Genomic DNA, 26,049 nt, shown 5'->3' with positions numbered 1-26,049 from the left:
GTTCGCGGCCCCCGGGCCCCGGGGGCTCCGGCCCCCGCAAACCCGCTGGGGGGGCGGCCCCCGCCCCCCGCCGGGGCGCGGTTGGGGGCCCGGGGGAGCCGCGGGAGCCGGGGCGGCCGACGCGGCGGTGGTGCCTCCGGTGCGGTCGGCCGAGACGACCAGGGCGGCCAGCGCCGTCGTCACCGGGACCGAGGCGACCAGGCCGATCGAGCCGATCAGGGTGCGCACGATCTCCTCGGCGACCAGCTCGCTGTTGGCCACCGTGCCCACGCTGCTCTGTGCGATCGAGAAGAGCAGGAGCAGCGGCAGCGCGGCGCCGGCGTACGCGAGGACCAGGGTGTTGACCACCGAGGCGATGTGGTCGCGGCCGATGCGGATGCCCGCCCGGTAGAGGCCGCGCCAGCCCATCGTCGGGTTGGCCTGGTGCAGTTCCCAGACCGCGGACGTCTGCGTGACGGTCACGTCGTCGAGGACACCGAGTGAGCCGATGATGACGCCCGCGAGCAGCAGACCGCTCATGTCGATATCCGGGTAAAGGCCGTGGATCAAGCCCGTGTTGTCGTCCGTGTTGCCGCTCAGCGAGGCCCAGCCGATGAAGATCGAGCCGAGCAGTGCGATGAGGACGAGCGAGATCAGCGTGCCGATGACCGCGACCGATGTACGGGCCGTGAGCCCGTGGCACAGATAGAGCGCGATCAGCATGATCGCGCTGGCCCCGACCACCGCCACCACCAGCGGATTCGATCCCTGCAGGATCGCGGGCAGGATGAAGAAGGTCAGCACCAGGAAGCTCAACGCCAGTGCCACCAGGGCCATGACACCGCGCATCCGCCCCACCACGACGACGACGAGGGCGAAGATCCCGGCGAGCAGCGCCATGGGGACGGTGCGGTCCACATCGGTGACCGAGTACTGCAGCGCCTCCGGGGCCTTGGGCTCATAGGCGACCACCACCCGCTGGCCCTCACTCAACTGCCGAGGCGCGTCCGGCTGGACGATCTCGGTGAAGGTGCGGCCCTTGTCCTTTCCGCTGGTCACCTCGACCGTCGCCTTCTTGCACATGCCCTCCGCGCGCGACTGCGCGGTCTGGCCCTCGGCGGTGGAGGTGTCCCCGGTGGGCGGCGGCTGTGAGGCGTTCACGTCCTTGCAGGGCAGCTCCTGCACCTTCGTCACCGTCGCCGACTCGGTTTGCCGGTCGAAGCCGACCCCGGTGCGCTCATGGCCCGGCGCGCCACCGGGCCAGAGCACGACGAGGCCCACGACGACCGCGGTGGCGAAAGGAATCAGCACTGCGGCGATGACCTTGCGCAGATGTTTGGAGACGGGCGCCGCCGGGCCGTGGCTGTGCGAGTGCCCATGCCCGTGGCCGCCCCCGTCGCCACCTCCGTCCCCCCGCCCGTGCCCGTCCCCGGGCGGGGTCGAGAAGGGTGGCTGAGACGGCGGCTCGGACGGCGGGCGGGGCGGCGGCTCTGTGGTGGTCACTGCCCGATCATCGCAAGAACGGAGGGGGCCCTCTGTTCAGCACGCCCGATATGACGCTAGCGTGGGGGCACCTTTGCAAACGCGGGAGCTCGGAGCACCGGGCTGAGAGGGCGCTGACCTCCGTACGAAACGGCACGAATGGTGCCGCTGCCGTACGGGATCCGCTGCGTCGACCGCCGAACCTGTTACCGGGTAATGCCGGCGTAGGGAGTAGGTCTCATGACCACATCGGACGCACGCACGCCTGCCTCGACGCAGAACCAGAGCGACGAGGCCGGAAAGTCCATCGGCTGGCACAAGGCGTATGTCGAGGGCTCACGCCCCGACCTGCGCGTGCCGGTCCGCCAGGTGCACCTCACCAACGGCAAGGCCGTGACCCTGTACGACACTTCGGGGCCGTACACCGACGAGTCCATCGACACCGACGTCCGCAGGGGTCTCGCACCCCTCCGCGAGAACTGGATCATCGCCCGCGGCGACACCGAGGAGTATGTGGGCCGCCCGCCCCGTCCCGAGGACGACGGCATCAAGCACACCTCGCCCCGCGGCGGGCTGAAGAACCTCGACGCGGTCTTCCCCGGCCGTCCCCGCCAGCCGCGCCGCGGCCGTCAGGGCCAGGCGGTCACGCAGCTCGCGTACGCCCGTCGCGGCGAGATCACGCCGGAGATGGAGTTCATCGGGATCCGCGAGAACCTCGACCCCGAGGTCGTGCGCGCGGAGGTCGCCGCGGGCCGCGCGGTGATCCCGGCCAACGTCAACCACCCGGAGATCGAGCCGATGATCATCGGCAAGAAGTTCCTGGTGAAGGTGAACGCCAACATCGGCAACTCCGCGGTCACCTCCTCCATCGAGGAGGAGGTGGACAAGATGACCTGGGCCACCAAGTGGGGCGCCGACACGGTCATGGACCTGTCCACCGGCCGCAACATCCACACCACCCGCGAGTGGGTCCTGCGCAACTCCCCCGTTCCCATCGGCACCGTGCCGCTCTACCAGGCCCTGGAGAAGGTCGACGGCCAGGCCGAGGCGCTGACCTGGGAGATCTACAAGGACACGGTCATCGAGCAGGCCGAGCAGGGCGTGGACTACATGACGGTGCACGCGGGCGTGCGCCTTCCGTACGTCCCGCTCACCGCGCGCCGTAAGACCGGCATCGTCTCGCGCGGCGGCTCGATCATGGCCGCCTGGTGCCTGGCGCACCACAAGGAGAGCTTCCTCTACGAGAACTTCGAGGAGCTCTGCGAGATCCTCGCGGCGTACGACGTGACGTACTCGCTCGGCGACGGCCTGCGCCCCGGATCGATCGCGGACGCCAACGACGAGGCGCAGTTCGCCGAGTTGAAGACCCTCGGGGAACTCAACACGATCGCCAAGCGTCACAACGTACAGACGATGATCGAGGGCCCCGGTCACGTCCCGATGCACAAGATCAAGGAGAACATCGACCTCCAGCAGGAGATCTGCGAGGAGGCGCCGTTCTACACGCTCGGCCCGCTGACCACGGACATCGCGCCCGCCTACGACCACATCACCTCCGGCATCGGCGCCGCGATGATCGGCTGGTGGGGCACGGCGATGCTCTGCTACGTCACGCCCAAGGAGCACCTGGGCCTGCCGAACAGGGACGACGTGAAGACGGGCGTCATCACGTACAAGATCGCGGCGCACGCGGCGGACCTCGCCAAGGGGCACCCGGGCGCGCAGGACTGGGACGACGCGCTCTCGGACGCGCGCTTCGAGTTCCGCTGGGAGGACCAGTTCAACCTGGCCCTCGACCCGGTCACCGCACGGGAGTTCCACGACGAGACGCTGCCGGCCGAGCCCGCGAAGACGGCGCACTTCTGCTCGATGTGCGGGCCGAAGTTCTGCAGCATGAAGATCTCGCAGGACATCCGCCGACAGCACGGCGGTGACCTGGCGCAGGACGAGATCGAGGCGGGCATGGAGCAGAAGTCCAAGGAGTTCGCCGCGGCGGGCAACCGGGTCTATCTGCCGATCGCGGACTGAACCGAGCAGGTCACTGAAGTGACCCACGAGGTTCCGGACAGCGCGAATCTGTGGGTCTCCCAACAGCCGTTGGGGGACCCACAGCAGTGCTCGCCCGCGGCCCCGCTACTCCGGCTTGTGGTCGGGCCCGCCGAAGTCGGGGCTTGAGAAGTCCGGACTCGAGTAGCTCGGCCGTGGCCCCGCTGAGGGACCGCCGTCCGGGCTGCTGAACCCGGGCCGGTGGTAGCCCAGTTGAGGCATGCGGCTGCTCGGGTCCGCCGACGGCGTACGGGCCACTTGTGCGGCCCCCGGATCCGCGAGCGCCTCCCGCAGGAACGGCAGGACGCCGCGCTCCAGGAGTGCCTCGCCCCAGGCTTCCCTGGCGCGGGCCACCTCCTCGTTCCGTTCGCCGTGCGAGCCGGCCTGGAGCGAGGTCGAGCCGTTGCGCAGAGCGGTCAGGAGCAGCCCGATCGCAGCGACCAGGATGCCCCCTGCGGTGAGCGCGCCGAACAGCCATCCCGCGGTGAGCAGGGTGTCCGCGAAGGCGGGCTCGGGGTTGAGCATCTTCAGGATGTAGCCCACGAGCAGGAAGATCGCGGCGGCCGCCCCGGCGAGCACGGGTGCGAGCACCGCGACGACGGCGATCGCCCCCGCCCCCGCCCCTGTCTCGGCGGTGACCTCCCCCATCGTGGTGGCGAGACCGAGGCCGCCCGAGCCGGCTTCCGCCTCGCTCTGGCTGCTCCGTTCCCGTATCGATGGTGCGGCAGATCCGCTTTCGCGCAGTTTCTCGCGGACCTTCACATAGTGCGTGTACTCGGTCGTGGCAGCGGCGGTGATCAGCGCAGTGGCGTTCAGTGCCATGGTGCGCAGCTGCTCGGGATTGAGCCGCTCGCCCACTGCGGCGAGATCCGGACGGTTCGGTGCGGTGCGCAGCGCCTCATCGAGGATCCGCTCGAACTCGGGGCGGTCCTCATTGAGCAGGTGTGGAGCGCTGTTCATGTGCATCCCCCGATGCTCCGTAGGGCTTGGTGGCTCGCATGGGTACGAGCCGTCGGGCAGAAACGGAGGGGAGCCTGCTACGGATAAGCCGATGGTAGAGCCGTGACGGCACGCGGTGACAGGGGGTTTCCAGAAATAGGCCCCCTGGCCAGCGTGATCCTGTAGTGGAGCGCCTGCCCAGCGAACGCTCAGCTATCCAAGGGGAGTTGGCAGACCAGTAGCTTTCCGGCCATGGTCACTCCGCCGTCCATGGCGATGGCCAGTCCGCCTGCGTAGATGTGCGGTCCCTCGATGACGGGACCACCGCCGTCCGCATCGTCCTCGGAGCCGACGTCGCCCAGCAGATACGGGATGGGGCTGTGGCCATGGACGATGCGGTGGCCGCCGTACATGTCGAGGAGTTCGCGTACGGCCGCGGGGCCGGACTCGTCGCGGAACGCGAAGCGCTTGGTGAACTTCCGGAAGAGGTCCCAGCACTCGTCCGCGTCGTTGCGTGTGAGTGTCTCGCGGACGGTGTCGTTCACGGCCTCGATCGAGTCGCCGTAATCCAGATAGGCGGTGGTGTCGGAGTGCATCAGGAGATGCCCGTCCTCCGCCTCGATCGCGTCCAGACGGGCCATCCACTGCAGGTGATGGTCCTCCAGGCGCTCCATGTCGGTCTTCTGGCCGCCGTTGAGGAGCCAGGCGGCCTGGAACGTGGCGGTGCCCGCGCCCGAGTTGACCGGGGTGTCCCCGAACCGCTTGGCGCCGAGGAGGAGCAGCTCGTGGTTGCCCATCAGGGCCTTGCAGTAGCCGCCGGCGGCGGCCGCCTGGGCGGACAGGCGCATCACGAGGTCGATGACGCCGATGCCGTCGGGGCCGCGGTCGGTGAAGTCGCCGAGGAACCACAGCCGCGCGTTGCCCGCGGACCAGTCGCCTTCGGCGTCGATGAGGCCCTGCTCCTGGAGCGCCGCGAGCAGCTCCTCCAGATAGCCGTGCACATCGCCCACGACGTACAGCGGGCCGTGCTCGTCGGACGCCGGCGCCTGTGGAGGCTCGGGCATGGCCTGCACCTCCACTTGCACGGTGTCGCCGCGGTTGATGACGGGCAGGTCGCGCTGGGTGGGGGTGTAGCCGTTGTCCGGCACCCCGGGAACCTCCCCGGAGCCGCCAGGACCCGCCGCGCCCCCCGCACTTCCGTCGACCGGACCGGTCTCATGGACGTACGCCGGTACGCGGAAGTCGCGCAGCGTCGCCGTCCGCACATCGGGTCCCTGACCGGCCCCCTGAGTCATCGACCCCTCCACCACCATTGCGCCGCATCTGCACCGAGATCGGACTGCCTGGTCGCAGCGGCCCGCGGTGTCGTCCGCCCATCATAGGAATGCGGCTCGCGCTGTGTGGTGCACCAGGGGTGGTGAATCAGTGCTGAACCCCAGTTCACCGAGGTTTTCTCCCGAATTGGGTAGGGGTTTCCCCGTAGGTCATGACCGGGCTGTGCTGGTGGGCGCCGGGCAGTGCGGGCCGACAGGGTGTCTCTCCCCGCCGGCCGGCACCGTCAACCAGGTCCGGGCGAACGGGGTGGGCTGACCGTCGTACGCGGTGGACGTCGCTCGGACGAGGTGCGCACGATCAGCTCCGTCGGTATCACCTGCTCGACCGGGCGGCCCGAATCGAGCCCTTCGATGGCGTCGATGAGCAGCTGGACGACGGCCGTGCCGATGCGCCGCGGTTTCAGCGAGAGCGTGGTGATGGGCGGTTCGGTGGTGGCGTAGACCGTCGACTCGCTGCAGCACACGAGCAGCAGATCGTCAGGGACGCGCAGTCCGTACCGGCGGGCGGCCGCGAGGAGATCGGTGCCGTTCGGGTCGAACAGGCCGTAGACGGCGTCGGGCCGGTCGGGTCGGGCGAGCAGCCGGTCGGCCGCGACGGCGCCGGCGCATGGGTCGTGGGCCGGATAGGACTCGTAGACCGGGTCCTGTCCGACGCGCTCGCACCAGCGCAGATAGGCGGTCGTGGACAGATGGGTGTAGGTGTCGGTGGTGGTCCCGGTGAGCAGTCCGATCCGCCGGGCGCCGGCCGCCGCGAGGTGGTCGAGGATCTCCAGGACCGCCGCCTCGTGGTCGTTGTCGACCCAGGCGGTGACCGGCAGAGAGCCGGCCGGGCGGCCGTCGGAGACCACGGGTAGGCCCTGGCGCACCAGCTCGCTGACGACCGGGTCGTGGTCGGAAGGATCGACGACGACGGTGCCGTCGAGCGCGACGTTCGACCAGACGTCGACCGGGCTGCGCCGGGAGGTGGCGGGCAGGATGACAAGGGCGTAGCCGCGGGCCAGCGCGGCCGAGGTCGCGGCTCTGGCCATCTCCGCGAAGTACGCGAATTCGGTGAAGGTGAAAGGTTCATCCCCGTATGTCGTCACGGTCAGGCCGATGAGGCCCGACTTGCCGGTACGGAGCGTTCGGGCCGCCGCGGAGGGGCGATAGCCCAGCCGTTCGGCGACCTCGCGGACATGGCGTCGGGTGGCGTCCGGGAGGCGCCCCTTGCCGTTAAGAGCGTCGGAGACAGTCGTGATGGAGACACCGGCTGCGGCGGCGACGTCTCTGATGCCCGCTCGGCTCTGCCGGTTGCCCCGGCGGGCGGTCTCCGCTCGGCTCACCTGGTGGTTCCCTGCTGCTGTCATGGCGAGCCGATAGTAGGGCTCATGAGGGTGGGTAGTGCGGGCGCATATTCACTCGTTGACAGGCACGTTTCTGCATGGTGCTTACGGGTCAATGACCTTGGAATGCAAGGGAGTTGGCGGGATTCGGGGGAGTCGGTCCCTTGTCGTCGTGCACAGGCCTGCCAAATGGGCGATGTTTCGAAGAGGTCTCAACTCACCTTCACGGGTGATGCGCGCCACGGAGTGAGCCACCGGCGCGTGACGTGACGGGGAGCGCCCCCCCTCTTCGTGCGCCTTCGTACCTCGATGCCCTGAACCCATTCGCAGCGGGGCTGAATCCTCATAAGGTGAGCAGTATTGAAGTCAGGGTGTTCAGGTGTTCAGGTGTTCAAGAGGAGGACTGCGGTGAGCGAGACGAACCCGAGGCTGCGCGCCGAGCTGGAGGGTATCCCCACCTACAAGCCCGGCAAGCCTGCCGCGGCCGATGGTCCGGTGGCGTACAAGCTGTCCTCGAACGAGAATCCGTACCCGCCGCTCCCCGGTGTCATGGAGAGCGCGCTCGCCGCGGCCGGTTCCTTCAACCGGTACCCGGACATGGCGTGCACCGGCCTGATGAGTGAGATCGCCGACCGTTTCGGGGTGCCGGTGTCGCATGTGGCGACGGGCACCGGTTCCATCGGCGTCGCGCAGCAGCTGCTTCAGGCCACGTGCGGACCGGGTGACGAGGTCATCTACGCCTGGCGGTCCTTCGAGGCGTACCCGATCATCACGCAGGTGAGCGGGGCGAAGTCGGTGAAGGTACCGCTGACGGCGGACGAGGTGCACGACCTGGACGCGATGGCCGAGGCCATCACCGACCGGACGCGGCTGATCTTCGTCTGCAACCCGAACAACCCGACCGGCACGGTGGTGCGCCGGGCCGAGCTCGAGCGGTTCCTCGACCGGGTGCCGAGCGATGTCCTTGTCGTCCTGGACGAGGCGTACATCGAGTTCATCCGTGATGTCGAGGTGCCGAACGGTATCGAGCTCTACCGCGAGCGTCCGAACGTCGCCGTGCTGCGTACGTTCTCCAAGGCGTACGGCCTGGCCGGCCTCCGCGTCGGTTTCGCGATCGCCCATGAGCCGGTGGCGGCCGCGCTGCGCAAGACGGCGGTGCCCTTCGGGGTGAGCCAGGTCGCGCAGGACGCGGCGGTGGCCTCGCTGCGGGCCGAGGACGAACTGATGGGCCGGGTCGGCTCGTTGGTGTCCGAGCGCACGCGGGTGGTCGAGACGCTGCGGGCGCAGGGCTGGACGGTCGCCGAGACGCAGGCGAATTTCGTGTGGCTGCGGCTCGGGGAGCGCACCGCCGATTTCGCGGACGCCTGCGAGAAGGCCGGTGTGGTCGTGCGGCCGTTCGCCGGCGAGGGGATGCGGGCCACGATCGGGGAGACCGAGGCCAACGACATCTTCCTGCAGACGGCGGAGGCGTTCCGCAAGGAGCTCTGAGCCTGGGCGGCTTTTGGTGCAGCGCGGTCCGGTGCGGTCAGCCGGCGGTGAGCTCGACGCGGACGGGATCGCCGGAGCGGACGGTGGCCAGCAGTCGGGGGTCGCCGTCGATCCGGCCGAGGAGATTGCACGGGCTCGCGAGGCGGCACTCGTCGCCCCGCGAGATCGGGGTGGGTCCGTAGGGGAGGGCGATGGAGCCTCCCCTGCTCGAGCGAAGCCGAGAGCTTGGGGAAGCGTCGCCGTCGGTCCAGAAGGCGACCGTGCCGGGCTCGACGACCTGCTGGGCGCCGTGCTCGATCGGGACGCTCACGCCTGTGTCGAAGTAGACCTCCTCGCCCCAGGTGTGGGCGGTGGAGGTGAGCGGCAGGACCTTGCCCAGGGCCTGGGCGGTCGGGGTGTCCTCGATCGTCGCGGTCAGGTGGCCCGCGGGCCAGGAGATCCGTATCTGCATGGCGCGGATTCAACAATATGTTGAAGTCGTTGGGAAGGGCCCGGGGAACGCCCCCCGGGGCTTTCTTCGCGTTCCTGTCGATACGTCCCTGTGTACCGCCCGGTAAGGGACCCCCCCTACGGGGGCCGACAGGCGGTACGACATAATGCTTGTGAATGTGAACGCGTTCACAAGCGTGTCTCGTTCATCCCGGAACCAGTGGGATTAAAAGGGCAAACTGCCGATGTGACCACGGCACGTAAGGAGAAGTCGCGTGGACCTGGCTCTGGCGCCGGAAACACTGGCGCGCTGGCAGTTCGGCATCACCACCGTCTACCACTTCCTGTTCGTACCGCTCACGATCTCGCTGGCCGCCCTCACGGCGATCCTCGAGACCGCGTGGGTGCGCACGGGCAAGGAGCACTACCTCAGGGCCACCAAGTTCTGGGGGAAGCTGTTCCTCATCAACATCGCGATGGGTGTCGTCACCGGCATCGTCCAGGAGTTCCAGTTCGGCATGAACTGGTCCGACTACTCGCGCTTCGTCGGTGACATCTTCGGGGCCCCGCTGGCCTTCGAAGCCCTCATCGCCTTCTTCTTCGAGTCGACCTTCATCGGCCTGTGGATCTTCGGCTGGGACAAGCTCCCCAAGAAACTGCACTGCGCCACGATCTGGATCGTCTCCGTCGGGACCGTCCTGTCGGCGTACTTCATCATCGCCGCGAACGCCTTTATGCAGCACCCGGTCGGATACAAGATCGTGGAGCGGGACGGCACCAAGCGCGCGGAGCTCACCGACTTCGCGGCGGTGCTCTTCCAGGAGACGACGCTCGTCAACTTCTTCCACGTCATCTCGGCCGCCATCCTGGTCGGTGGCGCCTTCATGACCGGCATCGCGATCTTCCACCTCCGTAAGAAGCAGCACATCCGCACCATGCGGATGTCGATGCGACTCGGCCTGGTCACCGCGTTCGTCGGCACGCTGCTCACCGTCATCAGCGCCGACACCCTCGGCAAGGTCATGTACGAGCAGCAGCCGATGAAGATGTCGGCCGCCGAGGCCCTGTGGGAGACGGAGAAGCCGGCGCCGTTCTCGCTCTTCGCGTACGGCGATGTCGCCAAGGGCCACAACACGGTCGCCATCGAGATCCCCGGGATACTGTCCTTCCTCGCCAAGAACAACTTCAGCGCCGAGATCCCGGGCATCAACGACATCAACAAGGAGTCGCAGGAGAAGTTCGGGCCCGGCGACTACCGGCCCAACATCCCCACCACGTACTGGTCCTACCGCTGGATGATCGGCTTCGGCGGCGTCTCGATGGCCCTGTGCACCGCCGGCCTCTGGCTCACGCGCAAGAAGTTCTGGCTCGCTCCGGAGCACCGCACCGGCGAGGACGACATCCCCAAGCTGATGCTCACCAAGAACAAGCAGCTTGCGCCGAAGCTCGGCAAGTGGTGGTGGCTGCTCTCCCAGTGGACGCTGATCTTCCCGCTCATCGGCACCGCCTGGGGCTGGATCTTCACCGAGACGGGGCGTCAGCCCTGGGTGGTCTACGGAGTGCTGCGCACCAGGGACGCGGTCTCGCCGGGAGTCTCGCAGGGTGAGGTGCTCACCTCGCTGATCGTGTTCACCGCGGTCTACGCGATCCTCGCCGTGATCGAGGTGAAGCTGCTGCTCAAGTACGTCAAGCAGGGGCCGCCCGAGCTGACCGAGGCCGATCTCAACCCGCCGACCAAGATCGGCGGCCCGGGGTCGGGCAAGGACTCCGACGCAGATGACGACGCCGACCGGCCCATGGCCTTCTCGTACTGAAGGAGCTGATCGGACATGGAACTTCACGACGTCTGGTTCGTACTGATCGCCGTCCTGTGGATCGGCTACTTCTTCCTGGAGGGCTTTGACTTCGGGATCGGCATCCTGACCAAGCTGCTCGCCCGCGACCGGGTCGAGAAGCGGGTCCTGATCAACACCATCGGTCCCGTCTGGGACGGCAACGAGGTGTGGCTGCTCACGGCGGGCGGCGCGACCTTCGCCGCCTTCCCCGAGTGGTACGCGACGCTCTTCTCGGGCTTCTATCTGCCGCTGTTGATCATCCTTCTCTGCCTGATCGTGCGCGGTGTCGCCTTCGAGTACCGCGCCAAGCGGCCCGAGGAGAACTGGCAGCGCAACTGGGAGCACGCGATCTTCTGGACCTCGCTGGTCCCCGCGGTGCTGTGGGGTGTGGCCTTCGGCAACATCGTGCGCGGCGTGAAGATCGATGCCCACAAGGAGTACGTGGGCAACTTCTGGGACCTGCTCAACCCGTACGCGATCCTCGGCGGGCTCGTCACGCTGACGCTCTTCACCTTCCACGGCGCGGTGTTCGCCTCGCTCAAGACGGTGGGCGACATCCGGGTCCGGGCACGGAAGATGGCGCTGGGGCTCGGCCTGGTCACGGCCGTGCTCGCGCTCGGCTTCCTGACCTGGACGCAGGTGGACAAGGGTGACGGCAAGAGCCTGGTCGCGATGATCGTGGCCGTGGTCGCGCTGGTGGGTGCCATCGGGGCGATCAAGGTGGGGCGCGAGGGCTGGTCGTTCGCGCTCTCGGGCATCACGATCGCGGCCGCTGTCGCGATGCTCTTCCTGACGCTCTTCCCGAACGTCATGCCGTCGTCGCTGAACGAGGAGTGGAACCTCACGGTCACCAATGCCTCGTCGAGCCCGTACACCCTGAAGATCATGACCTGGTGCGCGGCGATCGCGACGCCGATCGTGCTGCTCTACCAGTCGTGGACCTACTGGGTGTTCCGCAAGCGGATCGGTACGCAGCACATCGCTGACGCCGCTCACTAGGTTCTGACGTCCCATGGTTTCCCGGAAGGTGTGTTTCACGTGAAACCGATCGACCCGCGTCTGCTCCGCTACGCCCGTGCCACCCGGTTCTTCCTGATCGCGGTGGTGGTCCTCGGTGTCGCCGGGGCGGGCCTGGTCGTGGCCCAGGCGATGCTCATCGCCGAGGTCGTCGTGGGCGCCTTCCAGCGAGGGCTCTCCGCGGGCGACTTGGGGACTCCGCTCGTCCTGCTCGCGGTGGTCGCGGCGGGACGGGCCCTCGTCTCCTGGCTGACCGAACTCGCGGCGCACCGGGCGAGCGCGGCGGTCAAGTCGGAGCTGCGGGGGCGGCTGCTCGAACGGGCCGGACAGCTGGGCCCGGGGTGGCTGACCGGGCATGGGGTCTCCCCTGCTCGAAGAGCTTGGGGAAGGGTCGGCTCGCTCGTCTCGTTGGCCACGCGCGGTGTGGACGCGCTCGACGACTACTTCTCGCGCTATCTGCCGCAGTTGGGGCTCGCGGTGGTCGTGCCGGTGGCGGTGCTCGCGAGGATCGTCACCGAGGACTGGGTGTCGGCGGCGATCATCGTCGTGACGCTGCCGCTGATCCCGGTCTTCATGATCCTGATCGGCTGGGCGACACAGAACCGGATGGACCGTCAGTGGCGGCTCCTCTCCCGCCTGTCGGGGCACTTCCTGGACGTGGTGGCGGGCCTGCCGACCCTGAAGGTGTTCGGGCGGGCCAAGGCGCAGGCCGAGTCGATCCGGCAGATCACAGGCGAGTACCGGCAGGCGACGATGCGCACGCTGCGCATCGCCTTCCTCTCGTCGTTCGCACTCGAACTCCTCGCGACGCTGTCGGTCGCCCTGGTCGCGGTGACCATCGGGATGCGGCTCGTCCATGGCGACATGGATCTGTACGTGGGGCTCGTCATCCTCGTCCTGGCGCCCGAGGCCTATCTGCCGTTGCGCCAGGTCGGTGCGCAGTACCACGCGGCGGCGGAGGGGCTCGCGGCCGCCGAGGAGATCTTCGAGGTGCTTGAGACTCCGGTGCGGGTCACGGGGGAGGCGGCGGCGCCTACGGGGACGCTGAGCGTGGAGGGCGTGACGGTCCGGTATCCGGGGCGGGCGTCGGACGCGGTCTCCGGGGTGTCGTTCGCGGTGGAGCCGGGCGAGACGGTGGCTCTGGTCGGGCCGAGCGGCGTGGGCAAGTCGACGCTGCTCGATGTCGTGCTTGGCTTTGTGGAACCCGCCGAGGGGCGGGTCCGGGTCGGCGGCGTGGATCTCGCGGACGTCTCGCCCGAGCGGTGGCGTGAGCGCATCGCCTGGGTTCCGCAGCGGCCTCATCTGTTCGCCGGGTCCATCGCGGAGAACGTACGGCTCGCGCGGCCGGACGCGGACGACTCTTCCTTGCGGGGCGCATTGCGGGCCGCGGGGGCGTGGGAGTTCGTGTCCGCGCTGCCGGGCGGGGTGGAGACCGTCCTCGGGGAGGACGGGTCGGGGCTTTCCGCGGGGCAGCGGCAGCGGCTTGCGCTGGCGCGGGCTTTCCTGGCCGATCGGCCTGTGGTGCTCCTTGACGAGCCGACCGCGGCTCTGGACGGGGAGACCGAGGAGGGGGTTGTCGAGGCGGTTCGGCGGTTGGCTGTCGGGCGGACGGTGCTGCTGGTGGTGCATCGGCCGGCGTTGCTCGGGGTTGCCGACCGGGTTGTACGGCTTGACGTCTCGGACATCGCGGCCGCCCGGGTGCCGGTGCAGGTGGGCGGGGCGGCCGACGGGCAAGGGGCTGCCGAAGACGCTGCTGGCGAACTGGTGGTGACGGGCGATCAGGTGGTGACGGGCGATCAGGCGGGGGCCTGGGGTGGCTCGCGCTCCGGGGGCCGGGTCCTGGCCCGGCTGCGGGGGATGGCGCAGCAGCGGAAGGGCAAGCTCGGGCTCGCCCTCCTGCTGGGCGCCTTCGCGATCGGCAGCTCCGTAGGGCTGATGGGCACCTCCGGGTGGCTGATCAGCCGGGCTTCGGAGCAGCCCCCGGTGATGTACCTGATGATCGCCGTGACGGCGACCCGCGCCTTCGGCATGGGGCGCGCCGTCTTCCGCTACGCCGAGCGCCTCGTCTCGCACGACGCCGTCCTGAGGATGCTGGCCGACACCCGTGTCGCCGTCTACCGGCGCCTGGAACGCCTCGCCCCCGCCGGGCTCAGGAACCGCCACCGCGGCGACCTCCTGTCCCGTCTCGTCGCGGACGTCGACGCCCTGCAGGACTACTGGCTGCGCTGGCTGCTCCCCGCGTCCGCAGCCGCCGTCGTGGGCGCCGGAGCCGTCGGCTTCACCGCCTGGCTGCTGCCGGAAGCGGGCGCCGTCCTCGCCGTCGGCCTGCTGCTCGCCGGCGTGGGCGTACCGCTGCTCTCCGGAGGCGTCGCCCGCCGCGCCGAGCGGAAGCTCGCTCCCGCGCGCGGGGTGCTCGCGACAAGGGTGGCCGATCTGCTCACCGGGACCGCCGAGTTGACGGTCGCGGGCGCGCTGCCCCGGCGTACCGCGGCGGCGAAGGAAGCCGACGCCGAGCTGACCCGGATCGCGTCACGGACCGCCACGGCGACTGCGCTCGGCGACGGACTCGGCGCGCTGGCGTCCGGGCTCACTGTGGCCGCCGCCGCCCTCGTCGGCGTACAGGCCGTGCACGACGGCCGGTTGAGCGGGGTCGCGCTCGCCGTCGTCGTCCTCACGCCGCTCGCCGCCTTCGAGGCGGTCATCGGGATGCCGCTCGCCGTGCAGTACCGCCAGCGCGTCAGGAAGAGCGCTGAGCGCGTCTACGAGGTCCTCGACGCCCCCGAACCCGTACCCGACCCCACCGAGCCGGCACAGCGCCCGAACACGCCCTTCCCGCTCCGTGTCGACGGACTGCACGCCCGCTACGAGGGGCAGGACCGGGACGCCATCGCGGGTGTCGGCCTGACGCTGGAGCAGGGGCGGCGGATCGCCGTGGTCGGCCCGTCCGGCTCCGGCAAGACGACGCTCGCCCAGGTCCTGCTGCGCTTCCTGGGGGCGACCGAGGGAACGTACACGCTGGGCGGCACCGAAGCGGCCGCCCTGGACGGTGACACCGTGCGCGAACTGGTCGGGCTCTGCGCCCAGGACGCGCACATCTTCGACAGCTCCGTACGCGAGAACCTGCTCATCGCCCGGAAGGACGCGAGCGACGCCCAGCTGCGCGACGCCCTGACGCGGGCCAGGCTCACGGAGTGGACCGACTCGCTGCCCGAAGGCCTCGACACCCTCGTCGGTGAGCACGGGGCGCGCCTCTCCGGAGGCCAGCGCCAGCGCATCGCCCTGGCCCGCGCGCTGCTCGCCGACTTCCCCGTCCTTGTCCTCGACGAGCCGGCCGAGCACCTCGACCTGCCGACCGCGGACGCCCTCACCGATGACCTCCTGGCCGCCACCGAGGGACGTACGACGCTGCTCATCACGCACCGTCTCGCCGGGCTCGACGCGGTGGACGAGGTGATCGTCCTCGACGCGGGCCGGATCGTGCAGCGCGGCGCGTACGCGGACCTCGTGGCGGTGGACGGGCCGCTGGCGCGCATGCGGGAGCGGGAGAGCGCGGCGGACCTGCTGCTGACCGCCGGGTAGGGCGGGACTCCGGTGCCGACCGGGCAGGGGCGTCAGCCCCGACTTTCCTCGCCAAATAGGACTAACTACTCTCAAGGCATGTCAGCCCCATCGGCCTCCGCCGCCTCACCGCCTCCCGACGGCACTCCGGACCCGATCGAGGCGGCGAAGCGGGCGACCCGCAGCCTCCAGGGGCTCTCCCCCGAGCTGACCGCGCGGGTGCCGCAGCTGCTCGAGGCGATGCGGTCGGTCGGCGCCGGGCTCGAACTGCACACCACGCTCGACCGCATCTGCGAGACGGCCGCCGAGCTCGCGGACGCCCGCTACGCGGCCATCGGCGTGGTCTCCGAGGACGGCAAGGGGCTCTCGGACTTCGTCCACACCGGCATCGACGAGGAGACGGCCGAACGGATCGGGCACCTCCCGGACGGACACAAGGGGCTGCTCGGCGCCCTCATCCACCAGCCCGAGACCCTCCGCCTCGCGGATCTCTCCGCCGACCCGCGCTCCTGCGGCTTCCCGGCGAACCATCCGCCGATGCGGACCTTCCTCGGCGTCCCCATCCGCGTCCAGGGCGAGATCTTCGGCAACCTCTATCTCACCGAGAAGCGGGACGGCGCCGAGTTCAACGAGTACGACGTGCACATGGTCCGCGTGCTCGCCACGGAGGCGGGCATCGCCATCGGCAACGCACGCCTCTACGAAGCCGCCATGCAGCGCGAGCGCTGGATCGACGGCTCCGTGGCCGTCACCACGGCGCTGCTCTCGGGCAGCGACGCGGAAGATGCCCTCTCCGTAGTGGCCGAACAAGCCCGGCATCTCGCCGACTCGGCCGCCGGGATCGTGCTCCTGCCCGAGGACGAGGGCGGCATGGAGATCGTCGCCGTCTCCTCGGACGAACCCCTGGCCGCGCTCGGCGTGGTCATCCCCGCGGAGAGCCGGATCATCACTGATCTCCTGGCAGGGGAGTCCGTGTTCGTCGACGACGCGGCCACGGACCCGCGCATCATGACCGACCTCGCCCGCGGCTATGGCCCCGTGATGATGCTGCCGCTGCAGAGCGACGGCCGGGTCATGGGGACGCTCGTGACGCCACGCGCGCGTGGCGCCCGCCCGTTCAGCGAGACCGAGCGGACGCTGGCCACTCAGTTCGCCTCGCAGGCCGCGCTCGCCCTGATGATGGCCGAGGCACAGCGCGACCGTGAACGGCTCGCCGTGTACGAGGACCGGGACCGCATCGCACGGGACCTGCACGACCTCGTCATCCAGCGCCTGTTCGCCACCGGAATGATGCTGGAGAGCGCCCAGCGCAGGTCCGTCGTGCCCGAGGTGCGGACCGGCGTGGGCAAGGCCGTCGACGAGCTCGACGTGACGATCCAGGAGATCCGTACGGCGATCTTCGCCTTGCAGCAGGGGCCCGCTGAGGCCCCTTCGGGGCTGCGCACACGTGTCCTGCGCGAGATCAACATGGCCGCCGTGCCGCTCGGCTTCAAGCCGTCGCACCACTTCGTGGGGCCCGTCGACACGGTGGTCGGCGAGCTCGCGGGCAAGAACCTCATCGCCGCGCTCCGGGAGGCGCTGTCCAACGCGTTCCGGCACGCGCGGGCCGACCGCATCGCCGTCGTCGTCGACGCGACGGTGATCCTGCCCGACGGGCAGCAGGGCGTACGTCTGACGGTCTCGGACGACGGCGTCGGCATCGCGCAGGGCGGCCGGCGCAGCGGCCTGAAGAACCTCAAGAGGCGTGCGGAGTCGCTGGGCGGCGACAGTTGGTACGGGCCGGGCATCGGTGAGGACGGCGGCGGTACGACGGTGGTGTGGCAGGCGCCGTACTGAATCGGTCTCTGAATCGGACTCTGCGGCGGATCTGCGGGGGACTTAATCGGCCTCTACGGGTGGGGCGTTACTGGGGCCGGCCTCTCTAGGCGGGGCGTTACTGGGACCGGCCTCTACAGGTGGGGTGTTCCTCGGACCGGCCTCTCCGTAGAGCCCTGTTCGGCCGTACGGCAGTGGGCCGTTCGGGGCACTGGGTGCCCCGGGTGTACGAGTTGAGCAGGACCGGGTGAGAGCGGCGGGACAACGATCCGTGACATGCGCCTGAGCCACCGCGGTTTTCACCCTCTCGTCACCGTGTCGCTACTGCTGTGCGCGCTCCTCGTCCCCACGCCGGCCTCTACCTCCGAAGGGCCGGGCGCCAGTGCCGAGGTGGCGAGGCTCTACGAAGAGGCGTCCGCGGCGACCGTGCACTACGAAGCGGGGCAGCGGGCCGCAGAGGTGCAGCGGGCCGAGGTCCGGAAACTGGACCGACTCCTCACGAAGGAGCAGCACGCCGTCGCGGCGCTGCACGGCGACCTCGGCCGGATGGCCAGCGCGCAGTACCGCACCGGTGGCGGACTCCCCCAGACAGCCCAACTGCTGCTCGCCGACAGCCCCGAGGAACTGATGCGAGGTCAGCGGGTTCTGTGGCAGGCGGATCTCGCGGTCAACAATGCCGTCATCAAGACCCAGCGGGCCGCCGCCAGACTCGCCGACGCCAAGCACGCGGCGGACCGGGCCAAGCGCACGCTCGAACGGCGCAACGCACATCTGGCGAAGCTGAAGCGCGGCATCGAGAGCAAGCTGGCGTCGGCGCAGTGGGCCCTTCAGGGCGAGGCCGACCGGTCCGTGGCCGCCGGGCAGTGCCGCGGTGCCGTACGCCTGGAGCAGCCGCACATCGTCGACACGCGCGCGTGGGTGCCGCCTGTGGAGACGTACGAACTCTCGGCGGGCTTCGGCAGCGCGGGCGCGCGCTGGGCGAGCCGGCACACGGGGCAGGACTTCGCGGTCGGCATCGGGGCACCGGTGCGGTCGGTCGGCGCGGGCCGGGTGGTGAAGGTGTCGTGCGGGGGCGCCTTCGGCATCGAGGTCGTGGTGGAGCACGAGGGCGGCTACTACACGCAGTACGCGCATCTGGCCGCCGCCACCGTCGACCAGGGGGAGCTGGTGGCGGCGGGGCAGTGGGTCGGGCAGGCGGGCACGACGGGCAACTCGACGGGGCCGCACCTCCACTTCGAGGTGCGGCTCACGCCGTATCTGGGGTCCGGGATCGATCCGGCTACGTGGCTGGCCGAGCGGGGGGTGCCGCTTTGACGTCGGGCGGCTCAGTCGCTCAGGCGCTGGGGGCGGTCCCACAGGATCGGTCAGCCGGCCAGCCGGTCAGCCGGTCCCGCAGGATCTGCTCGATGACGACCGCGACGCCGTCTTCGTTGTTGGCCACCGTGCGCCCCGACGCGGCGGCGATCACGTCCGGGTGCGCGTTGCCCATCGCGTACGAAGTGCCCGCCCAGGAGAGCATCTCGATGTCGTTCGGCATGTCCCCGAAGGCGACGACCTCAGCGGGCGCGATGCCGCGCTCGGCGCAGCACAGCTCCAGGGTGCTGGCCTTGGAGACGCCGGGGCCGCTGATCTCCAGGAGCGCGCTCGGGCTCGAGCGGGTGATCTCGACGCGGCCGTCCACGGCCGTGCGGGCCACGGCGAGGAACTCGTCGGGCGCGAGCTCGGCGTGGTAGGCGAGGACCTTCAGGACGGGCTGGTCCGCGGCGTCGGAGTCCTCCGCCAGAAGCTTCTCGGCGGGCGCGACGCTCTCCCCGGGCTCCAAGTGCAGGGGCGGATACGTCGGTTCGTGGTGCAGCCCGCCGGTGCGCTCGACCGCGAAGGACGTGCCGGGGGCCGCGTCGCGCAGGACGTGCACGACGTCGAGCGCGTCCTCGCGCCGCAGCTCCCGCAGCTTGACGAAGCGATGGCTGCCGGCGCCGCCGTGCAGATCGACGACGGCCGCGCCGTTGCCGCAGATGGCGAGGCCGTGGCCGTGGACGTGGTCGCTGACGACATCCATCCAGCGGGCCGGTCGGCCGGTCACGAAGAAGACCTCGATGCCGGCCTCCTCGGCGGCGGCGAGCGCGGCCACGGTGCGGTCCGAGACGGACTTGTCGTCGCGCAGCAGCGTGCCGTCCAGGTCCGTGGCGATCAGCCGTGCCGTGGGTCGGTGCGGGACGGAGGCGGCCGGGGTCCTGGGCCGTGGGGTAGCTGAGGTCACGCCACCGATTGTCCCGCATCTGAGTGCACGGGCGTGCGCTGGGGCGCACATTTGAGTGCGTTTACGCCCCTGGTGTGGCGCCGCCCAGCTGGACCAGGGCCTCCGTGGCGATCCGCTCGAAGAGCTTCTCGTCCGCCGCGAAGTCCGTCCCCGGCAGCGGCCAGTGCAGAACGATCTCGTTGAAGCCCAGCTCAGCGTGGTTGCCGGCGAAGTCGATGAACGCGTCGAAGGAGTCGAGAGGGCGATCCGGCGTGAAACCGGTGAGAAGGATCTTGTCGAGCTCGGCGACATCGCGGCCGATCGCCTCGCATGCGGCGCCGAGCTTCTCGGCCTGGCCGCGAATGGCTTGAAGTGACTGCTCCGGGGTGCCGTTCTCGAAGAGCTTCGGGTCGCCGGTGGTCACCCATGCCTGGCCGTGGCGCGCGGCCAGCTTCAGCCCGCGCGGACCGGTGGCGGCCACCGCGAAGGGCAGCCGGGGGCGCTGCACGCAGCCCGGGATGTTCCGCACCTCGGATGCCGAGTAGTACTCGCCGTCGTACGAAACGACGTCTTCTGTAAGAAGGCGGTCGAGCAGCGGAACGAACTCTCCGAAGTGGTCGGCCCGCTCGCGCGGCGTCCAGGGCTCCTCGCCGGTCTTGAGCAGCGAGGTGGCGTCGAAGCCGTTGCCGCCCGCGCCGATGCCGAGGGTGATCCGGCCGTCGGACACGTCGTCGAGGGTGATCAGGTCCTTGGCGAGGGTCACCGGATGCCGGAAGTTCGGCGAGGTGACCAGTGTGCCCAGGCGCAGCCGGTCGGTGGCGGCCGCGGCGGCGGTCAGGGTCGGCACCGCGCCGAACCAGGGCCCGTCGCGGAAGGTCCGCCAGGAGAGGTGGTCGTAGGTGTACGCGGTGTGGAAGCCCAGCTCCTCGGCCCGTTGCCAGCGCTCCTTGCCGCCTTCGTGCCAGCGGGTGACGGGCAGGATCACTGTGCTCAGACGCAAACTCATGTATCAGAGCGTATGCCCGGTCGGTACCGGTCGGGAAAGTGATCATTGCCGGTAGGGGAAGCGGTCAGTGCCGGACGGGAAGGATCAGTGCCGGTCGGGGAAGCGGAGATAGCCCGGTGGCACGGCGGCGGTGAGCCACACGCCGTTGGCGCTGACCTGGAAGGTGTGCCCGTCGCGGTGCATCGCCCCCGCGTCCACGGAGAGCACGACGGGGCGGCCGCGGCGGGCGCCGACCCGGGTGGCGGTCTCGCGGTCGGGCGAGAGATGCACGGCATGGCGGTTCATGGGCCGCAGGCCCTCGGCGCGGATCGCGGCGACATTGCGGGCCACGGTGCCGTGGAAGAGATACGCGGGCGGGGTCGCCGGCGGCAGTTTGAGGTCCACGTCGATCGAGTGGCCCTGGCTGGCGCGGATCCGGCCGTTCTCGACGGCGAAGCGCTGTTTGTCGTTGGCGGCCACCACATGGTCGAGCTCGGCGCGGGTGAAGCGGAAGCCGTGCCGTGCGGCCGCGGCGATGAGGGTGTCGATCTCCACCCACCCGCTCTCGTCGAGCGTCAGACCGATCCGCTCGGGCTGATGGCGCAGGTGTTTCGACAGGTATTTCGACACCTTCACGGTGCGTCGTTCGTCGGCGGGGGGTTCTCCAATCACCCGTTCAGAGTCGCGCACGGGCCGTTCCCCCCGCACTTGATTTTCGTCCACCGACTTTTCATCGGTGGATTTACGTCCACAGGTTTGATCCACAGCCAAGTCCAGTTATCCACAGGGGAATTGGCGATTCTGTGGACAACGCACAGCCTGTTTAGGTGCTTTGGGCAACAGATCCTGGATTGCTATGAGTTGCGGCAAGTGAGTCCAATGTCCTGGCCTGCAGCTCACGTTCGGTGGCCGCCGCGATGAACGCCGCGACGTTCTCCCGACCAACCAGGGCTTCCACAGCCCGGGTTGTCGACGCGGGCAGCGCTACGGGAAGCGCCTCATCCGTACGAGATGCGGGCATCCCCGATGTGAGGTGCTGCTGGAGGTGACGGGTGGCGAACAGGCGCATGGCTCGGGCCAGTTCGGCGTCGACCGACTGCTGCGCCAGCGGCCGCAGCCGGCGGACGAGCGAGGCCGCCTCCGCGGCATCTGCGTCGGTCGGCGGGTGGTGTCCGAGATAGCGCGCGAAGACATGCTCGGTGGTGAACTCGAGGAAACGGGAGGCTATGTGCTCCACCTGCCCCCTCAACTCCCGCAGATGCCCGGAGATTGCCAGAAGCGGAACTCCCGCCGCGTGCAACTCCACGGCCACGGCCAGCTCTTGAGGACTCGGAACCAAGTACTCGTCGTCCCGCCCCGGCATCGGCTCCAGCACGCCGAGCGCGACCGCGTCGGCGACCGCCGCGTCGTCCGGCTTGCCGCCGAACGCCGCGTCCAGCTCAGCCCGCGTGATCCGGTCGGCCTTCTCGTCCGTCCACGGACCGCCGACCTCCGCGGCCAGCCCCAGCACACCGCCGAGACCCCGGCCCGCGTCCCAGGCCTCAAGCAGCTCCTTGATGGAGGCCAGGGTGTAGCCGCGGTCGAGCAGATCGGCGATCTGCCTCAACCGCGCCAGATGCGCGTCGCCGTACACATTGGCCCGCCCGCGCCGCTCGGGCCGGGGGAGCAGCCCCCGGTCCTGGTAGGCGCGGATCGTGCGCACCGTGGCGCCGCTGTGATGTGCCAGGTCCTCGATGCGGTACTCCACCGGTCTGTGCCCGGTGGCGTGGTGCTCCACCAGTCTGTGCCCGGCGCCCGACTGCTCGTCCACGCTCCCCGCCCCTCCACGAACCCTTGTGCTAGGCGATGGCCGCCCTGCCGACGGCGGCCGCCGCGGCCCGCGCCGCGGGCGACTCGGCCAGATACTCCACGGCCCTGCGCAGGGAGCCCTCCTGCGAGGGATGGTACGACCGCCGCAGATAGCGGGGTATCGCCGCACCCAGCTCACGCCATGTGGGCAGCAGGCCCTTGCGCACCGCCCTGTTGTGCTCGGCCAGGGAGTAGCGCAGGCGTCCCGCGAGCTGCGGGTCGCGGCGCATCAGATAGGCCGTGCCCCAGACCCACAGGTAGAGCATCACGGGTGCCGTGACCGCCATGCCCGCGATACGACGGGCGTAGCGGGGCAGGCCCTCGCCGCCGCAGTGCTGGTACATGTCGAAGGCGACCGAGCGGTGCTCGACCTCCTCGGCGCCATGCCAGCGCAGCAGGTCCAGCATGACCTCGTCGGCGTCCGCGTGGTCCAGGCCCTCGGCGTGCAGCACCCAGTTGCCCAGGACTGCGGTGAACTGCTCGATCGCCGCGACGACCGACAGGCGGTAGCGCAGCCACTCCTGCGTCGGTATCGGCGCCCCGAGCGGCGGCTTCTCGCCGAGGATCTTCTCGAAGAGCAGGTCGACGAAGTTGGTGAACGCCGCGGTGTCGAGCCGCTGCGCCGCCAGGTGGTCGAGCACATGCGCGTGCTGCACGCTGTGCGTGGCCTCCTGGCCCATGAACCCTTTGACGTCCTTGAGCAGCACCGGATCGGTGACCAGGGGCAGGCCTTCCTTGAAGACCTTCACGAACCACCGCTCCCCCGCCGGCAGCAGCAGATGCAGCACGTTGATGACGTGGGTGGCGGTGGGCTCGTCCGGTATCCAGTGCAGCGGGGTCTCTTCCCAGTCGAAGGAGACCCGGCGCGGAACGATCGTGTAGTGCTCCTCGGTGTTCGTCTCGGCGTTCTTCTCCGTGCTCACAACGGTGGCTCCAATCGGGCTATCGCACGCAGGGCCTTGGGAGTGAAGCGGGACATGAGGTGGGCGCCGCGGGCCTCCGGGGTGACCGGGACCACCGCCTGGTTCTTGACGACCGCGCGCAGGACCGCGTCGGCGACCTTCTCCGGCGGGTAGTTGCGCAGGCCGTACAGCCGCGACGTCTTCTTCTGGCGGCGCTTCTCCTCGTCGGTGTCGACTCCGACGAAGCGGGACGTCGCCGTGATGTTCGTGTTCACGAAGCCCGGGCATATCGCGGAGACCCCGATGCCCTGGCCCGCGAGCTCGGCGCGCAGGCACTCGCTGAGCATGAGGACCGCCGCCTTGGACGTGCTGTAGGCGGGCAGCGCCTTCGACGGCTGGTACGCCGCCGCGGACGCGGTGTTCACGATGTGACCGCCCTGGCCGCGCTCGGCCATCTGCCTGCCGAAGAGCCGGCAGCCGTGGATCACGCCCCACAGATTGACGTCCAGGACCTTCTTCCAGTCCTCGGCGCTCGTGTCGAGGAACGAGCCGGAGAGGCCTATGCCCGCGTTGTTCACCAGGACGTCGACGATGCCGTACTCCCTGGCGACCTTCTCGGCGAGCTTCTCCATGGCCTGCTCGTCGCTGACGTCGACCGTCTCGCCCCAGGCCTGGGGGGCGCCGATCAGGCGGGACATCTCCGCCGTGCGCGCCGCGCTCTCCGCGTCCCGGTCTACGGCCACCACGCGCGCCCCCGCCTCGGCGAACGCGAAGGCGGTGGCCCGGCCGATGCCGCTGCCCGCGCCCGTGACCAGGACCAGCTGGCCGCCGAAACGATCGGCGTGCTTCCCCGTGGCCACACTGTCGTTGGCGGGCACGCCGTCCTCGTTGGTCGTCACGAACTCGCTGATCCAGCCTGCCAGTTGGTCGGGGCGGGTGCGCGGCACCCAGTGCTTGGCCGGCAGGCTGCGGCGGACCAACTGCGGGGCCCAGAGCTCCAGTTCGTCATAGAGCCGCTCCGAAAGAAAGATGTCCCCGGACGGCGTGATGAGCTGTACGGGCGCGTGCGCGTAGGCGTCCGCGCGGGGCCTGCGCAACCGGGCGCGGACGTTGTCCCGGTAGAGCCAGGCGCCGTGCGCGGCGTCCGAGGGCAGCGACGGCGTCGGATAGTCGCCCGCCGGGACCTTCTCCACGCGCTGGAGGATCTTCGGCCACTGCTTGCCGAGCGGCCCGCGCCAGGCCAGCTCGGGGAGCACCGGCGTGTGCAGCATGTACACGTACCAGGACTTGGCTCCCTGGCCGAGCAGTTGACCGACCTTGCGCGGAGTCGGCCGGGACATCCGCTTCTTGATCCAGTGCCCGAAGTGGTCGAGCGAGGGCCCCGACATGGAGGTGAAGGATGCGATCCGCCCCTCCGTGCGCCTGACCGTGACGAACTCCCAGGACTGCACCGAACCCCAGTCGTGCCCGACCAGGTGCACCGGCTTGTCCGGGCTCACCGCATCGGCGACGGCCAGGAAGTCGTCGGTCAGCTTCTCCAGGGTGAAGCCGCCGCGCAGCGGCTTCGGGGCCGTCGACCTGCCGTGTCCGCGTACGTCGTACAGGACGACATGGAAGCGGTCGGCGAGACGCTCGGCGACCTCCGACCACACCTCCTTGGAGTCCGGATAGCCGTGCACGAGCAGAACTGTGGGCTGCGTCGGGTCGCCGAGCTCGGCGACGCACAGCTCCACTCCGCCCGTACGCACCCAGCGCTCGCGCGCGCCGGTGAGTCCCTTGGCGACTCCGTTGGTGAATCCCCCCGCGCTCATGCGACGGCCCTTTCCTCGGCCCAGCGCCGCACATGCGGCAGATCGTCGTCCAGCCAGAAGGCGCTCTGCTCGGGGTCCTTGGAGTCGGTGACGACCAGGATCTCCTCGAACTTCGCGCCCGTACCCCGGAATCCGAGGTGCGGCTCGACCGCCCACAGTCCCTTCTGGGGCGGGTGGTCGGAGAATTTGTACGGCGACCAGAGCGGCGACCAGCCGTCCCGGTGGCCATGGATCGCGTCGCTCGCCAGGCCCTTGAGGGACTGGGTGCCGAAGCCGAAGACATGCGGCGTCAGGCGGCGCTCCTTCACCCGGTCGACCTTGTGCGCGATGACGCCGAAGGGATACGCGCGGTGGCGGTTGGCGTACCCCTGGCGGACCATGAGGCGGTCCACGTCCTCATAGATCTCGCGCAGCGGGCGGCGCTCGCGCACCTCGCGCAGGATCAGCTCGCGGTGCGCCTCGAGGTCCGCGAGCAGCTTGTCGTGCACGGGGTTGAGGCCGAGGCAGCCCGAGTAGCCGATATCCGCCGTATATCCCTTGTAGACCGGGGCCATGTCGAGGATGAAGGGCATCCCCGGCTCCAGCCTGCGGTTGGTGGGGAAGAACTGCAGCGGTATCCGGAAGTTCACGAACGCCGTGCGGTCCCCGAACCAGGCGAAGGGCAGGTGGAACCAGTCCCGCACGCCCCGCTCGCGCAGCCACTCACGCTGCATCCGCGCCGCCTCGCGCTCGGTCACCCCCGGCTTGAGCTGCGCCGCGACCGCCTCCGCGCATTCATACGCGAGGGTCTGCACTTCCCTGAACCCCCGCAGTTCCGCCGAGAGTTCGTCTGCCACTGCTGAGGTCATGCCACCGTCCGTCCCGTGTCCGGTCCACCCGTGTCCGGTCCATCGCCGTACGCGGTCGTAACTTGACACTGATGAATGTGACAATGCTCAGCGGCTGCGTCAATAGTTCTGCACAACCCTGCGGGACAGGTCCGGAAGATCCCCCAGGGGTCGACTTCCGGACGACCCTTAC

The 26,049-nt window shown here is 69.7% G+C and carries 19 protein-coding genes and 1 riboswitch; of the genes, 7 read left to right on the top strand and 12 right to left on the bottom strand.

Annotated elements, in window-relative coordinates; translation table 11 throughout:
• On the bottom strand, positions 1-1,482 hold a 1,482-nt coding region (locus ACFWY6_RS08885), incomplete at its 3' end, for a YibE/F family protein (protein WP_384687525.1).
• A 71-nt stretch (positions 1,483-1,553) separates the two neighbouring features.
• A riboswitch (TPP riboswitch) is annotated at positions 1,554-1,709 on the top strand.
• Here ACFWY6_RS08885 and thiC point away from each other — a divergent pair.
• On the top strand, positions 1,702-3,489 hold the full coding sequence (thiC, locus tag ACFWY6_RS08880) for a phosphomethylpyrimidine synthase ThiC (RefSeq protein ID WP_361818922.1): 1,788 nt from the start codon (positions 1,702-1,704) through the stop codon (positions 3,487-3,489). Its footprint overlaps the riboswitch before it by 8 nt.
• Before the next feature lie 105 nt (positions 3,490-3,594).
• Here the strand turns inward: thiC and ACFWY6_RS08875 are convergent, their stop codons facing one another.
• From ACFWY6_RS08875 to ACFWY6_RS08865, 3 genes are all read right to left on the bottom strand, one after another.
• Positions 3,595-4,473, bottom strand: coding sequence for a hypothetical protein (locus tag ACFWY6_RS08875; RefSeq protein WP_384687524.1), 879 nt, complete (start codon positions 4,471-4,473; stop codon positions 3,595-3,597).
• 182 nt (positions 4,474-4,655) lie between these two features.
• Positions 4,656-5,741 (bottom strand): metallophosphoesterase, encoded by a 1,086-nt coding sequence (locus ACFWY6_RS08870; protein ID WP_384687523.1) that lies wholly within the window; start codon positions 5,739-5,741, stop codon positions 4,656-4,658.
• Positions 5,742-6,004: 263 nt separating this feature from the next.
• Positions 6,005-7,126 carry a LacI family DNA-binding transcriptional regulator gene (locus ACFWY6_RS08865; RefSeq protein ID WP_190082941.1) on the bottom strand — a complete coding sequence of 374 codons (1,122 nt, stop codon included), beginning with the start codon at positions 7,124-7,126 and terminating at the stop codon, positions 6,005-6,007.
• A 384-nt stretch (positions 7,127-7,510) separates the two neighbouring features.
• Between ACFWY6_RS08865 and hisC the strand changes: the two genes are divergently transcribed.
• Positions 7,511-8,590 carry a histidinol-phosphate transaminase gene (gene hisC / locus ACFWY6_RS08860; RefSeq protein WP_360777138.1) on the top strand — a complete coding sequence of 360 codons (1,080 nt, stop codon included), beginning with the start codon at positions 7,511-7,513 and terminating at the stop codon, positions 8,588-8,590.
• A gap of 37 nt (positions 8,591-8,627) precedes the next feature.
• On the opposite strand, the gene ACFWY6_RS08855 is transcribed toward hisC, so the two are convergent.
• Positions 8,628-9,041, bottom strand: coding sequence for a cyclophilin-like fold protein (locus tag ACFWY6_RS08855; RefSeq protein WP_384687522.1), 414 nt, complete (start codon positions 9,039-9,041; stop codon positions 8,628-8,630).
• 253 nt (positions 9,042-9,294) lie between these two features.
• On the opposite strand from ACFWY6_RS08855, the gene ACFWY6_RS08850 reads away from it, so the two are divergent.
• The 5 genes from ACFWY6_RS08850 (at position 9,295) to ACFWY6_RS08830 (ending at position 18,558) form a co-directional block, all read left to right on the top strand.
• Positions 9,295-10,833 carry a cytochrome ubiquinol oxidase subunit I gene (locus tag ACFWY6_RS08850; protein ID WP_384687521.1) on the top strand — a complete coding sequence of 513 codons (1,539 nt, stop codon included), beginning with the start codon at positions 9,295-9,297 and terminating at the stop codon, positions 10,831-10,833.
• 15 nt (positions 10,834-10,848) lie between these two features.
• Entirely contained in the window at positions 10,849-11,853 is a 1,005-nt protein-coding gene (gene cydB / locus ACFWY6_RS08845; RefSeq protein WP_266864556.1) for a cytochrome d ubiquinol oxidase subunit II, read from the top strand.
• 39 nt (positions 11,854-11,892) lie between these two features.
• The gene (gene cydD / locus ACFWY6_RS08840; RefSeq protein ID WP_384687520.1) at positions 11,893-15,450 is read left to right on the top strand and encodes a thiol reductant ABC exporter subunit CydD; all 3,558 of its coding nucleotides are present in this window, start codon (positions 11,893-11,895) and stop codon (positions 15,448-15,450) included.
• A 78-nt stretch (positions 15,451-15,528) separates the two neighbouring features.
• Positions 15,529-17,265: a GAF domain-containing protein gene (locus ACFWY6_RS08835; RefSeq protein ID WP_384687519.1), complete on the top strand. Its 1,737-nt coding sequence runs from the start codon at positions 15,529-15,531 to the stop codon at positions 17,263-17,265.
• Between the two features lie 255 nt (positions 17,266-17,520).
• On the top strand, positions 17,521-18,558 hold the full coding sequence (locus tag ACFWY6_RS08830; RefSeq protein ID WP_384687518.1) for a M23 family metallopeptidase: 1,038 nt from the start codon (positions 17,521-17,523) through the stop codon (positions 18,556-18,558).
• 19 nt (positions 18,559-18,577) lie between these two features.
• Here ACFWY6_RS08830 and ACFWY6_RS08825 read toward each other — a convergent pair whose 3' ends face one another.
• From ACFWY6_RS08825 to ACFWY6_RS08795, 7 genes are all read right to left on the bottom strand, one after another.
• Positions 18,578-19,504 carry a Cof-type HAD-IIB family hydrolase gene (locus tag ACFWY6_RS08825; RefSeq protein WP_384687517.1) on the bottom strand — a complete coding sequence of 309 codons (927 nt, stop codon included), beginning with the start codon at positions 19,502-19,504 and terminating at the stop codon, positions 18,578-18,580.
• Between the two features lie 61 nt (positions 19,505-19,565).
• On the bottom strand, positions 19,566-20,489 hold the full coding sequence (locus ACFWY6_RS08820; RefSeq protein ID WP_361818902.1) for an LLM class flavin-dependent oxidoreductase: 924 nt from the start codon (positions 20,487-20,489) through the stop codon (positions 19,566-19,568).
• Positions 20,490-20,573: 84 nt separating this feature from the next.
• Positions 20,574-21,140 (bottom strand): RNA 2'-phosphotransferase, encoded by a 567-nt coding sequence (locus ACFWY6_RS08815; protein WP_384687516.1) that lies wholly within the window; start codon positions 21,138-21,140, stop codon positions 20,574-20,576.
• A gap of 151 nt (positions 21,141-21,291) precedes the next feature.
• Positions 21,292-22,245 carry a MerR family transcriptional regulator gene (locus ACFWY6_RS08810; RefSeq protein WP_384687528.1) on the bottom strand — a complete coding sequence of 318 codons (954 nt, stop codon included), beginning with the start codon at positions 22,243-22,245 and terminating at the stop codon, positions 21,292-21,294.
• 61 nt (positions 22,246-22,306) lie between these two features.
• A complete protein-coding gene (locus ACFWY6_RS08805; RefSeq protein WP_384687515.1) occupies positions 22,307-23,239 on the bottom strand; it encodes a metal-dependent hydrolase in 933 nt (310 codons plus the stop codon).
• A complete protein-coding gene (locus ACFWY6_RS08800; protein ID WP_384687514.1) occupies positions 23,236-25,029 on the bottom strand; it encodes an SDR family oxidoreductase in 1,794 nt (597 codons plus the stop codon). Before ACFWY6_RS08800 ends, ACFWY6_RS08805 begins: the two co-directional genes overlap by 4 nt.
• Positions 25,026-25,877, bottom strand: a complete 852-nt coding sequence (locus tag ACFWY6_RS08795) for a M24 family metallopeptidase (protein ID WP_384687513.1) — start codon at positions 25,875-25,877, stop codon at positions 25,026-25,028. Before ACFWY6_RS08795 ends, ACFWY6_RS08800 begins: the two co-directional genes overlap by 4 nt.
• Positions 25,878-26,049: the final 172 nt, after the last annotated feature.

The sequence above is a fragment of the Streptomyces sp. NPDC059037 genome (genome assembly GCF_042740015.1).
Lineage (GTDB): Bacteria > Actinomycetota > Actinomycetes > Streptomycetales > Streptomycetaceae > Streptomyces.
Note: the sequence above shows the minus strand (reverse complement) of the source record. Positions and strands in the feature narration are given on the sequence as shown.